Origin of the sequence: Actinotalea sp. JY-7885 (assembly GCF_014525465.1) — a bacterium.
In the GTDB taxonomy this organism is placed as follows: Bacteria; Actinomycetota; Actinomycetes; order Actinomycetales; family Cellulomonadaceae; genus Actinotalea.
On the sequence record NZ_JACEXH010000001.1, the window covers coordinates 67,625 to 80,256 of the forward strand.

Here is a 12,632-nt window from a genome sequence, read left to right on the forward strand (position 1 = left end):
CGAGGTCAGAGACGCTCGCCGACGTACGTCGTCAGCTTGACGAGCGAGTTGGAGTAGCCCCACTCGTTGTCGTACCAGGCGACGACCTTGACCAGGTCGCCCGAGACCTTCGTGAGACCGGCGTCGAAGATGCTCGAGGCCGGGTCCGTCTCGATGTCCTTGGAGACGATCGGGTCCTCGGTGTAGGTGAGGATGCCCTTGAGCTCCGGCGTCTCGGACGCGGCCTTGATCGCGGCGTTGACCTCCTCGACCGTGACCTCGCGGCCGGCCGTGAACGTCAGGTCCGTCGCGGAGCCCGTCGGCGTGGGCACGCGCATCGCGTAGCCGTCCAGCTTGCCCTTGAGCTGCGGGAGCACGAGCGAGACCGCCTTGGCGGCACCGGTCGACGTCGGCACCATGTTCAGGGCCGCGGCGCGGGCGCGACGCAGGTCCTTGTGCGGGCCGTCCTGAAGGTTCTGGTCCTGCGTGTACGCGTGGATCGTCGTCATGAGGCCGCGGACGATGCCGAAGCTCTCGTCGAGGACCTTGGCGAGCGGCGCGAGGCAGTTCGTCGTGCAGGACGCGTTCGAGATGATGTTGTGCTTGGCCGGGTCGTACTCGGTGTGGTTCACACCGACGACGAACGTGGCGTCCTCGTTCTTCGCGGGCGCCGAGATGATGACCTTCTTGGCGCCGGCGTCGAGGTGCGCCTTCGCCTTGGTCGCGTCGGTGAAGATGCCGGTCGACTCGATGACGATGTCGGCGCCCAGCTCGCCCCACGGGAGGGCGGACGGGTCGCGCTCGGCGAGGGCCTTGAACGACTTGCCGCCGACCGTGATCGACGTCTCGTCGTAGGTCACCTCCTGCGGCAGACGGCCGAGGATCGAGTCGTACTTCAGCAGGTGCGCGAGCGACTTGTTGTCGGTCAGGTCGTTGACGCCGACGATCTCGATGTCGGCGCCCGACTCGAGCACGGCGCGGAAGAAGTTACGTCCGATGCGGCCGAAGCCGTTGATTCCGACGCGGATAGTCACAATGCCTCCTCGGGGCGCGCCGGTTCCGCCGACACGCGATGGGTCACCTTTCGGATGCGTACGGCGCTGTACGCGCCTGGCCGGACCGTGACTGAACCTCGATCCCCAGATGGGACCCAGGTTACACGCAGGACACATCACGCGTCGGGGACATGGGTCCCCCGACCGGCCGCCGGGCTCACGGTAGAGGTCCCGGCGTGCGCGTCAGACGTCGAGCATGTCGGGCGTGAGCCCGGCCTCGGTGTCCGGGATGCCCAGGTCCGCGGCCTTCTTGTCCGCCGTCGCGAGCAGGCGCCGGATGCGGCCGGCGACCGCGTCCTTCGTCAAGGGCGGGTCAGCGAGCTGCCCGAGCTCCTCCAGGGACGCCTGCTTGTGGGCCAGGCGCAGCTCGCCCGCCTCGCGCAGGTGCTCCGGGAGGTCCTCCCCGAGGATCTCGAACGCGCGCTCCACGCGGGCGCCCGCGGCGACCGCCGCGCGCGCCGAGCGCCGCAGGTTCGCGTCGTCGAAGTTGGCGAGGCGGTTCGCCGTGCCGCGCACCTCGCGCCGCATGCGGCGCTCCTCCCAGACCATCACGGCGTCGTGGGCGCCCAGACGCGTCAGCATCGCGCCGATCGCGTCCCCGTCGCGGATCACGACGCGGTCCACGCCCCGCACCTCGCGGGCCTTGGCCGCGATGCCGAGCCGGCGCGCCGCCCCCACGAGGGCCAGCGCGGCCTCCGGGCCGGGGCACGTCACCTCGAGCGCGGCCGAGCGGCCGGGCTCCGTCAGCGACCCGTGCGCGAGGAACGCCCCGCGCCACGCGGCCTCGGCCTCACCGATGCCCGCCGAGACGACCTGCGGGGGCAGGCCCCGCACGGGCCGGCCACGAGCGTCCAGCAGACCCGTCTGGCGGGCCAGGGACTCGCCGTCCTTGACGACGCGCACGACGTAGCGCGTGCCGCGCCGCAGCCCGCCACCGCTCACGACGACGACGTCGCTCGTGTGCCCGTAGACCTCGGCGATGAACTGCCGCAGGCGCCGGGCCGCGATCCCCGTGTCCAGCTCCGCCTCGATGACGATGCGGCCCGAGATGATGTGCAGCCCGCCCGCGAACCGCAGGGTCGCCGAGACCTCCGCCTTGCGGCACGACGTCTTGTCGACGGTCAACCGGGCGAGCTCGTCCTTCACCTGTGCCGTCAGCGCCATGGGCGTCATCCTGCCATTCACCGGGCGGTGCTCCCCACGTCACCCAGCACGCCCTCGAAGGCGTCGCGGTACGCGGCGGCCAGCCGCAGCGCGTCGTGACGGGCGCTCCCGTCACCCACGTGCACCTGCCGGAGCAGCACCGACGCCCCCATCTCGCGGGCCTTGGCCTCGAGCGCGTCGAGGTCGTCGACGGCCGTCGGATCGGCCACCACGACGTCGACCCGCAGCTCGGGGGCGTGCTGCTGGAGCGCGGCGAGGTGCTCGAAGCACGTCATGCCGCCCTCGTCGGCCGCCGGCCGCAGGTTGAGGGTGACGCACCGCCGCGCCGGGGTGCGGTGCAGCGCGTGGGAGAGCTCGGGCACCAGCAGGTGGGGCATCACGGAGGTGAACCACGATCCCGGCCCGAGCACCACCCAGTCGGCGGCGTCGACCGCGGCCACGGCCTCCTGGGACGCCGGCGGGGCCTCCGGGAGCAGCCGCACCCGGCGGATGCGCCCCTCGGCCACCGCGACCTGGCTCTGGCCCCGCACGAGGCGGCTGACCCCGTCGGGCCCCTCCACGTCGGCCTCGATCGCCAGCGGGACCGAGGCCATCGGCAGCACGCGGCCGCGCGCGCCGAGCAGCCGTGCCACCCAGTCGAGCCCGCCGACGGTGTCCCCGAGCAGCTCCCACAGGGCGACGATGAGCAGGTTGCCGACGGCGTGCTGGTCCAGCGACCCCTGCGAGCTGAACCGGTGCTGCAGGACGTCGCGCCACGTCCGTCCCCAGTCGGAGTCGTCGCACAGGGCGGACAGGGCCATCCGCAGGTCCCCCGGCGGCAGCACGTCCATCTCCTGGCGCAGGCGGCCGGACGAGCCGCCGTCGTCCGCGACCGTGACGACCGCGGTCAGCCGGTCCGACATGAGCCGCAGGGCCGACAGGCTCGCGTACAGGCCGTGCCCGCCGCCGAGGGCGACCACCGCCGGCCCCACGCCGCCGCTGTGCAGCGGCGTGGTCAGGAGCCGCGTCGCGGCGTCGTCGGAGCGGTGCGGGCGCCGGTCCCCGTCGTCCGGGGTGGTCACTCGCGCCCCAGGTCGCGGTGGCTGACGACGACGCGGTGCCCGCGCTCGCGGAGCACAGCGGCGAGGGCCTCGGAGAGCGCGACCGAGCGGTGCTTGCCGCCCGTGCAGCCGACCGCGATGGTCGCGTACCGCTTGTCCTCCTCGACGTAGCCGCTCAGCACCGGCTCGAGCGCGAAGGCGTACCGGTCGACGAAGACGCGGGCGCCGTCCAGGCCGAGCACGTAGTCACGCACGGGTTCATCCTTGCCGGTGAGGTGCCGCAGCTCGGTGACCCAGTACGGGTTGGCGAGGAACCGCACGTCGGCGACGTGGTCCGCGTCCAGGGGGATCCCGTACTTGAACCCGAAGGACAGCACGTTGATCCGCAGCGCGTCCTCGTCGCCGCCCACCACGGCGAGCCGCACGGCACGGGCCAGGTCGTGGACGTTGAGGTCGCTGGTGTCGATGACCACGTCGGCGCGCTCGCGGACGGAGTGCATGATCTCGCGCTCGGCGGCGATCCCGTCCAGGATGCGCCCCTCGCCCTGGAGCGGGTGCGGGCGACGCACGGCCTCGAACCGCTGCACGAGCACCTGGTCGGACGCGTCGAGGAAGAGGATCCGGTAGGCGATGCCCGCCGTCCGCAGGGTGTCGACCACCTCGGCGAGGTCGCCGAAGAGCTCGCGCCCGCGCACGTCGACGACGGCGGCGAGGCGCTGCACCCCGCCGGCGCTGCGCGTCATCATCCCCACCACCTCCGGCAGCAGCCGCGCCGGGAGGTTGTCGACGACGTACCAGTCGAGGTCCTCGAGCACGGCGGCCGCGCGCGTGCGGCCGGCGCCCGACATCCCGGTGATGATGAGGAGCTCGGGGAGCTCCGCGCGGGGGGCCGGGGTGGTGGCCTCGAGCGCGGGGATGCCTGACGGCACGGTCGTGGGGGGCGGCTCTGCGGTCATGGTTCCAGCATGCCAGCCCGCTGCGTCACCGCCTCGTCGGTCGCTCGTGCCTCGTCTGTCGCGGGCGCCCGGTCGGTCGCGGGGGCCTCGTCGGGCGTGGCGGGCGCCGCCGGCCCGGCGTCACCCACCCCGAGCGCCGTGAGCACGGCGGCCGCGGTGCGCGGGCCCATGCCCTTGACCTGCGCGATCTCCTCCATCGTCGCCGCCTTGAGCCGCGTGACGCTGCCGAAGTGCTTGAGCAGCGCCGCGGTGCGGGTCGGGCCGAGGCCCGGTACGGCGTCGAGCGCCGAGACGGTCATGCCCTTGCTGCGGCGCGCGCGGTGGTGCCGGATCGCGAACCGGTGGGCCTCGTCGCGCACGCGCTGCAGCAGGTACAGCCCTTCGGACGAGCGCTGGAGGATCACCGGGTACTCCTCCCCCGGCAGCCACACCTCCTCGAGCCGCTTGGCCAGCCCGCAGAGCGCGACGTCCTCGATCCCCAGGTCGGCGAGCGCGCGCGCGGCGGCCGCGACCTGCGGCGGCCCGCCGTCGACCACCACGAGGTTCGGCGGGTACGCGAAGCGCCCGCGCTGGCCCTCCACCTCGCCGGAGACCTCCCCCGAGCGGGCGGGCCCCGGGAACGGGTGCCCGTCGGCGACCGCGTCCTCGCCGTCCCCCAGGTCCGGCGCGGCACCGGATCGCGCCTGGTCCTCCAGGTAGCGCCGGAAGCGGCGCGTGATGACCTCGTACATCGCCGCCGTGTCGTCGCGCGCGCCCTGACCGTCGGGCCCGCGCACGGCGAACTGCCGGTACTCGGACTTGCGGGCGAGCCCGTCCTCGAAGACCACCATCGACCCCACCTGGTGGGTGCCCTGGGTGGTCGAGATGTCGTAGCACTCGATGCGCAGCGGGGCGCTGTCGAGCCCGAGGGCCTCCTGGATCTCGCGCAGCGCCTGGCTCCGCGTGGTGAGGTCGGAGGCGCGCTTGGTCCGGTGCAGGACCAGGGACTGCTCCGCGTTGCGGCGCACCGTGTCGGCGAGCGCCCGCTTGTCCCCCCGCTGCGGGACCCGCACCTCGACGCGCGAGCCGCGCAGCCCCGCGAGCCACGCGCTGACCTGGTCGACGTCGGGCGGCAGCACCGGCACGAGCACCTCGCGCGGCACGGCGCTCGCCGTCTCGACGGTGCGCTCGGGACGCGCCTTGCTCGCGCTCGCGCTGGGCGGCGTCGCGGGCACCTCACCCTCGCCGTAGACCTGCTGCAGGAGGTGCTCGACCAGCTCGGCGTCCGTGACGTCCTCGACCTTCTCCACGACCCAGCCGCGCTGTCCGCGGATCCGCCCGCCCCGCACGTGGAACACCTGCACGGCCGCCTCGAGCTCGTCCCCGACCAGGGCGAAGACGTCCGCGTCGGTGCCGTCGGGCAGCACGACGGCGTTCTTCTCGGTCGCGCGCTGGAGCGCGCCGATGTCGTCCCGGAGCCGGGCGGCGGTCTCGAAGTCCAGCTCCGCCGACGCCTCGCGCATGCGCTTGTCGAGGCGGCGCACGAAGCGCGCCGTGTCGCCCGCCATGAAGTCGCAGAAGTCCTCGGCGAGCGTGCGGTGGTCCGCCGCGGAGATGCGTCCCACGCAGGGCGCCGAGCACTTGTCGATGTACCCGAGCAGGCACGGCCGCCCGGCCTGCGCGGCGCGTTTGAAGACGCCGGCCGAGCACGTGCGCACGGGGAAGACGCGCAGCAGCAGGTCGACGGTCTCGCGGATCGCCCAGGCGTGGCCGTAGGGGCCGAAGTAGCGCGTGCCCGGCCGCTTGGCGCCCCGCATCACCTGCACGCGCGGGTACTCCTCGCCGAGCGTCACCGCGAGGTACGGGTACGACTTGTCGTCCCGGTACTTGACGTTGAAGCGCGGGTCGAACTCCTTGATCCAGGAGTACTCGAGGGCGAGCGCCTCGACCTCGGTGCCCACCACCGTCCACTCCACCGACGCGGCGGTGGTGACCATCTGCTGCGTGCGCGGGTGCAGCGCGGACAGGTCCTGGAAGTAGCTGTTGAGCCGCGAGCGGAGGCTCTTCGCCTTGCCGACGTAGACGACGCGGCCGTGGTTGTCGCGGAACCGGTAGACGCCCGGGGAGTCGGGGATCTCGCCCGGCCGCGGACGATACGTCGCCGGGTCTGCCATGACCACGAGCCTAAGCCAGCCCCCCGACAGACCCCGACGTCGGCGGGCGCCGCGCTAGGTTGAGGCATGGGGATCCTGCACACGTACGGGGCGACGGTGCGCTGGAGCGGCGCGGGCGAGGCGGGGACGTCGAGCTACACCGCCTACAGCCGGGACCACGAGATCCACGCCGAGGGCAGGCCGCCGCTGCTGGGCTCCTCCGACCCGGCCTTCCGGGGGGACCCGGAGCGGTGGAACCCCGAGCAGCTGCTCGTCGCCGCGCTCGCGCAGTGCCACATGCTGTGGTTCCTGCACCTCGCGGCGCGCGCGGGCGTCGTCGTGGTCGGCTACGTCGACGAGCCCGTGGGCACGATGCGCGTCGAGGCGGCCGGCGCGGGGCAGTTCACGACGGTCGTCCTGCGCCCGCGCGTCACGGTGCGTGCCACGCGCCCGGTCGACGACGCCGAGCTCGCGGCACTGCACCGCGGCGCCGGTGAGCACTGCTTCATCAGCCGCTCGGTGAACTTCCCCGTCCGCACCGAGCCGGTACCCCTGGCGGTCGAGCCGAGCGTGCTGCGCTGACCCCGGGTCAGGCGCTGGCCAGCGCGACCTCCGGCTCGAGCGCCTCCGCCAGGAACCGGCCCGTGTGGCTCTCCGGGACCCGTGCGACCTGCTCGGGCGTGCCCTCGGCGACCACGCGGCCGCCGCCGGACCCGCCCTCGGGCCCCATGTCGATGACCCAGTCGGCGTTCTTGATGACGTCGAGGTTGTGCTCGATGACGATGACGCTGTTGCCCTTGTCGGCCAGCGACTGCAGCACCCCGAGCAGCTTGCGGATGTCCTCGAAGTGCAGGCCGGTGGTGGGCTCGTCGAGCACGTACGCCGTGCGCCCCGAGGAGCGCTTCTGCAGCTCGCTCGCCAGCTTCACGCGCTGCGCCTCGCCGCCCGACAGGGTCGGTGCCGGCTGGCCCAGCCGCACGTACCCCAGGCCGACGTCGACGAGCGTGCGCAGGTGGCGCGAGATCGCGGGCACCGCGGCGAAGAACTCGGCGGCCTCCTCGATCGGCATGTCCAGCACCTCGGCGACCGTCTTGCCCTTGAAGTGCACCTCGAGCGTCTCGCGGTTGTACCGGGCGCCGTGGCACACCTCGCACGGCACGTACACGTCGGGGAGGAAGTTCATCTCGATCTTGAGCGTGCCGTCGCCGGAGCACGCCTCGCAGCGCCCGCCCTTGACGTTGAAGGAGAACCGACCCGGCGTGTAGCCGCGGACCTTGGCCTCCGTCGTCTCCGCGAACAGCTTGCGGACGTGGTCCCACACGCCCGTGTAGGTCGCGGGGTTGGACCGTGGCGTGCGGCCGATGGGCCCCTGGTCCACGTGCACGACCTTGTCGAGGTGCTCGAGCCCCGTCACGCGCGTGTGCCGCCCCGGCACCTGACGCGCGTGGTTGAGCTCGTTCGCCATGACGGTGTAGAGGATCGAGTTCACGAGGGTCGACTTGCCCGAGCCCGACACGCCGGTGACGGCCACGAGGCAGCCCAGCGGGAACGAGACGTCGATGCCCGCGAGGTTGTGCTCCCGGGCCCCCACGACCTTGACCATGCGCTTGCGGTCGACGGCGCGCCGGTGCTGCGGCATCGGGATCTCCCGGCGACCCGAGAGGTAGGCGCCCGTGACGGACTCCTCCGACGCGAGCAGGCCCGCGAGGTCGCCCGAGTGCACGACGCGCCCGCCGTGCTCGCCCGCCCCCGGCCCGATGTCGACGATCCAGTCGGCGGCCTTGATGGTGTCCTCGTCGTGCTCGACGACGATCAGGGTGTTCCCGAGGTCGCGCAGGCGCGTGAGGGTGTCGATGAGGCGCCGGTTGTCGCGCTGGTGCAGCCCGATGCTCGGCTCGTCGAGCACGTACAGCACGCCCACGAGCCCGGACCCGATCTGCGTCGCGAGCCGGATCCGCTGCGCCTCGCCGCCCGACAGCGTGCCGGCCGGGCGGTCGAGCGCGAGGTAGTCGAGGCCGACGTCGAGGAGGAAGCCCAGGCGCGCGTCGATCTCCTTGAGCACCTGCACGGCGATCGCGCGCTCGCGCTCCCCCAGCTCCAGGGTCCCGAGGAAGTCCCGCGCCTCGCGCAGCGGCATCGCGCAGACCTCGGCGATCGAGCGACCGCCGACCCGCACCGCCAGGACCTCCGGCTTGAGCCGCGTGCCGTGGCAGACCGGGCACGGCACCTCGCGCATGAAGGCCTCGTACTTGTCCTTGGACCAGTCGGACTCGGTCTCCGCGTGGCGCCGCTGGATGAAGGTCACGACACCCTCGAAGCCGGTCGAGTACTGGCGCTCGCGACCCCACCGGTTGCGGTACTTCACGTGGACCTTGTGGTCGCGCCCGTAGAGGACCGCGTCCTTCGCGCGCTGCGGCAGCGCACGCCACGGCACGTCCATCGAGAACTCGAGGTCCGCGGCGAGAGCGGTGAGCACACGCTGGAAGTACTCCGCCGAGGAACCCTGGTTCCACGGTGCGACGGCCCCGCCCGCGAGCGTCGCGTCCTCGTCGGGGATGACGAGGTCCGGGTCGACCTCGAGGCGGCTGCCGATCCCGGTGCACTCGGGGCACGCACCGTACGGCGCGTTGAAGGAGAAGGTGCGGGGCTCGATCTCCTCGAGCGTCAGCACGTGGTCGTTCGGGCACGCGCGGTGCTCCGAGAAGCGTCGCTCCCGGTTCGGGTCGTCCGCCTCCGCGTCGACCAGCTCGACGACCATGAGGCCGCCGGCGAGGTTGAGGGCGGTCTCGACCGAGTCGGTGAGACGCCGCTGCACGCCCTCGCGCGCCACCAGGCGGTCGACGACGACGTCGATCGTGTGCTTGAGCTTCTTCTCCAGGGCGGGCGGGGAGGTCAGCTGGACGACCTCGCCGTCGACCCGGGCCCGGGCGAAGCCCTTGGCCTGGAGCTCCTTGAAGAGGTCGACGTACTCGCCCTTGCGGCCGCGGACCATCGGCGCGAGCACCTGGTACCGCGTGCCCTCGGGCAGCTCGAGCAGGCGGTCGACGATCTGCTGCGGCGTCTGCCGGCTGACCTGCTCGCCGCACACCGGGCAGAACTGCGTCCCGGCGCGCGCGAAGAGCAGGCGGAGGTAGTCGTAGACCTCGGTGATGGTGCCGACCGTCGACCGCGGGTTCCGGTTGGTCGACTTCTGGTCGATCGACACCGCCGGCGACAGGCCCTCGATGAAGTCGACGTCGGGCTTGTCCATCTGGCCGAGGAACTGGCGGGCGTACGCCGAGAGCGACTCGACGTAGCGCCGCTGCCCCTCGGCGAAGATGGTGTCGAAGGCCAGCGACGACTTCCCGGAGCCGGACAGACCGGTGAAGACGATGAGGCTGTCCCGGGGGAGGTCGAGGTCGACGTTGCGGAGGTTGTGCTCGCGCGCGCCCTGCACGAGGAGTCGGTCGTTCACCGGATCATCCTACGTCGGGTCGACGCCGAGCGTACAGGCGTTCGAAGCCACGGGTCCCCACGGTGGCGTGCCGGACGGCCCGCGGCGAGACTGGTCCGCGTGACGACGACGCCGCGACCCCCCGCTCCCCCGCCCCCTCCCGTTCGCAGGCCGGTGGTCCCGACCCCGATCGCGGACTACGCCGTGCTCGGCGACGGCCGCACCGCCGCCCTCGTCTCGCGCACCGGGTCCGTCGACTGGCTGTGCCTGCCGCACTTCGACTCGCAGGCGTGCTTCGCGGCCCTCCTCGGCGCCCCCGAGCACGGCCGCTGGCTCCTCACGGTCCGCGACGCCACCCGCATCACCCGGCGGTACCAGGACGACTCCTTCGTCCTGGAGACGACGTACGAGACGCCCACGGGCACCGCTGTGGTGGTCGACGCCATGCCGCTCGCCGACGACCGGGCGGACCTGGTGCGTACCCTGCAGGTGCTCTCCGGGACCGTCACCGTGGAGCACGAGTGGGTGGTGCGCTTCGGCTACGGGAAGATCGAACCCTGGGTGAACCGGGTCCGTGATCCGCACGGGATCCCGGCGATCCGCGCGATCGCCGGCCCCGACGCCCTCCTGCTCCGGGGCGACCCCCTGCCGCGCGCCGAGGACCACCGGCACCGGGACGTGTTCGAGCTCGGCGAGGGCCCTCCCCTCGAGTTCGGGCTCACGTGGACCGCCTCCTGGGACCCGGTCCCGGCGCGGCTGCCCATCGGGGAACGCCTCGAGGCGACCCGCATCCGGTGGGCGCAGTGGGCGCGCGCGTCGGACTACGAAGGCCCGTACCGCGACGCGGTCGTGCGGTCCCTGCTCGTGCTGCGCCTGCTGACGGACGCCCGGACCGGCGGCATCATCGCGGCGCCCACGACGTCCCTGCCCGAGGACTTCGGCGGCGAGCGCAACTGGGACTACCGCTTCGTGTGGCTGCGCGACGCCGCGCTGACCCTGGAGGCGCTCCTCGAGCACGGCTACCGGGCCGAGGCCACCGACTGGCGCGACTGGCTGCTCCGCGCGGTCGCGGGCGACGCCTCGGACCTGCAGGTGATGTACGGCACCGACGGCCGCCGCGAGCTGCCGGAGGTCGAGCTCGACCACCTCCCCGGCTACGCGGGCTCGCGTCCCGTGCGCGTCGGGAACGCCGCCGTCGACCAGATCCAGCTCGACGTGCTGGGCGAGGTCATGACCGCCCTGCACCTCGCCCGGTCGTGCGGGCTCGAGGACACCCCCGACACCTGGGCGCTCCAGCGGCTGCTCGTCGACGACCTCACCCGGACGTGGCACCACGCGGACCGTGGGATCTGGGAGGTCCGCGGCGAGCCACGCCACTTCACCCACTCGAAGATCATGGCGTGGGCCGCCGTCGACCGTGCCGTGCGGGCGGTCGAGGAGCACGGCCTCACGGGACCGGTCGAGCGCTGGCGCAGGGTGCGCGAGGAGATCCACGCCGACGTGCTCGAGCACGGCTACGACGCCGAGCTGGGCACGTTCGTGCAGTACTACGGCGGCACGAACACCGACGCGGCGCTGCTGCAGATGGTGCAGGTGGGGTTCCTTCCGCCCGACGACGAGCGCTTCCTCGGCACCCTGGCGGCCATCCGCGCGGAGCTGGAGGTCGAGGAGGGCCTCGTGCACCGTTACCTGCCGGGCGAGACCGACGACGGGCTCGAGGGGGACGAGCACCCGTTCCTCGCGTGCTCCTTCTGGCTCGCCGACGCGCTCGCGCGCTGCGGCGACGTCGACGGGGCGACCCGCGTCCTGGACCGGCTCACCGGGCTGCGCAACGACCTGGGCCTGCTGTCGGAGGAGTACGACGTCCACGGCGAACGGATGGCCGGCAACTTCCCGCAGGCGCTCTCGCACCTGGCGCTCGTGCGCGCCGTGCACAGCCACGACCTCGCGGTCGAGCGCGAGCGCCGGGCCGCCCGTCGCGCGCCGGTGCGGAGCTGATCGTGGCGTGGGGTGACGTGACCCCGGGCGGGCCGAGCGCCGTGCTGGAGCTGGACGAGGTCGTCGTCCGGAAGGCGTCGGTGGGCCCGATGGACAACAACGCCTACCTGCTCACCTGCCGGCACAGCGGCGAGCAGCTGCTGGTCGACGCCGCTGCCGACCCGGGCCGGCTCCTCGCCCTCGTGCGCGAGGGCGGCGGCGGGCGGGCGCCGCTCTCGGCGATCGTGACCACGCACCGCCACGCCGACCACCACGGCGCGCTCGAGCGCCTGGTGGCCCTGACGGGCGCGGCGACGCTCGCCGGCGCGGCCGACGCCGACCACCTGCCGGTGCCCGTCGACCGCCGGCTGGAGGACGGCGACGTGATCCGCCTCGGCGCGCTCGAGCTGACGGTCGTGGCCCTGCGCGGGCACACACCCGGGTCCGTCGCGCTCGCCTACCGGGAGCCGACGTCGGCGCGCACGCCCGGCGGCGACCCCGGGCGTGTCCACCTGTTCACCGGGGACAGCCTCTTCCCCGGGGGTCCGGGGCGCACGCTCGACCCGGAGTCCTTCCGGTCGCTCATGACGGACCTCACCGAACGCGTCCTGGACCGCTTCGACGACCGGACGTGCGTGCATCCCGGTCACGGCCGCGGGACGACCCTCGGTGCCGAGCGGCCGCAGGTCGCGGGGTGGTGGGCGCGCGGCTGGTGACGGCCGGCGCCGCTCAGTCGTCGCCGCCGGGGCCCTTGCCCTTGCCGTGGCCCTTGCCGGGCCCGTCGTCCTTGCCAGGGCCACCGTCGCCCCGCGGTCCGGCCGGACCCGGCGCGGCCTGCTCGGCGGCCGCCTGCTCGGCCGCAGCTTGCTCCGCCGCTGCCTGCTCGGCGGCTGCCT

The 12,632-nt window shown here is 73.4% G+C and carries 9 protein-coding genes; 3 read left to right on the forward strand and 6 right to left on the reverse strand.

From position 1 onward, the window contains the following. Positions 1-5: 5 nt before the first annotated feature. The 5 genes from gap to uvrC all read right to left on the reverse strand — a co-directional run bounded on the left by gap (position 6) and on the right by uvrC (position 6,347). A complete protein-coding gene (gene gap / locus IDM29_RS00325) occupies positions 6-1,013 on the reverse strand; it encodes a type I glyceraldehyde-3-phosphate dehydrogenase (protein WP_182113817.1) in 1,008 nt (335 codons plus the stop codon). A 204-nt stretch (positions 1,014-1,217) separates the two neighbouring features. After that, positions 1,218-2,198 carry a DNA-binding protein WhiA gene (whiA, locus tag IDM29_RS00330; RefSeq protein ID WP_182113816.1) on the reverse strand — a complete coding sequence of 327 codons (981 nt, stop codon included), beginning with the start codon at positions 2,196-2,198 and terminating at the stop codon, positions 1,218-1,220. A 17-nt stretch (positions 2,199-2,215) separates the two neighbouring features. Then, on the reverse strand, positions 2,216-3,196 hold the full coding sequence (gene yvcK / locus IDM29_RS00335; RefSeq protein WP_304518628.1) for a uridine diphosphate-N-acetylglucosamine-binding protein YvcK: 981 nt from the start codon (positions 3,194-3,196) through the stop codon (positions 2,216-2,218). 59 nt (positions 3,197-3,255) lie between these two features. After that, entirely contained in the window at positions 3,256-4,194 is a 939-nt protein-coding gene (gene rapZ / locus IDM29_RS00340; RefSeq protein WP_188037001.1) for an RNase adapter RapZ, read from the reverse strand. Beyond that, entirely contained in the window at positions 4,191-6,347 is a 2,157-nt protein-coding gene (uvrC, locus tag IDM29_RS00345) for an excinuclease ABC subunit UvrC (RefSeq protein ID WP_188037002.1), read from the reverse strand. Before uvrC ends, rapZ begins: the two co-directional genes overlap by 4 nt. Before the next feature lie 66 nt (positions 6,348-6,413). Between uvrC and IDM29_RS00350 the strand changes: the two genes are divergently transcribed. Continuing rightward, the gene (locus IDM29_RS00350; protein ID WP_188037003.1) at positions 6,414-6,908 is read left to right on the forward strand and encodes an OsmC family protein; all 495 of its coding nucleotides are present in this window, start codon (positions 6,414-6,416) and stop codon (positions 6,906-6,908) included. Positions 6,909-6,915: 7 nt separating this feature from the next. Here the strand turns inward: IDM29_RS00350 and uvrA are convergent, their stop codons facing one another. Then, the gene (gene uvrA, locus IDM29_RS00355; protein ID WP_188037004.1) at positions 6,916-9,780 is read right to left on the reverse strand and encodes an excinuclease ABC subunit UvrA; all 2,865 of its coding nucleotides are present in this window, start codon (positions 9,778-9,780) and stop codon (positions 6,916-6,918) included. Positions 9,781-9,933: 153 nt separating this feature from the next. Here uvrA and IDM29_RS00360 point away from each other — a divergent pair, with 153 nt between their 5' ends. Together IDM29_RS00360 and IDM29_RS00365 are read left to right on the forward strand one after the other, a co-directional pair. After that, the gene (locus IDM29_RS00360) at positions 9,934-11,757 is read left to right on the forward strand and encodes a glycoside hydrolase family 15 protein (RefSeq protein ID WP_188037005.1); all 1,824 of its coding nucleotides are present in this window, start codon (positions 9,934-9,936) and stop codon (positions 11,755-11,757) included. Positions 11,758-11,759: 2 nt separating this feature from the next. Beyond that, positions 11,760-12,452 (forward strand): MBL fold metallo-hydrolase, encoded by a 693-nt coding sequence (locus IDM29_RS00365; protein WP_309232649.1) that lies wholly within the window; start codon positions 11,760-11,762, stop codon positions 12,450-12,452. Positions 12,453-12,632 lie beyond the last annotated feature (180 nt).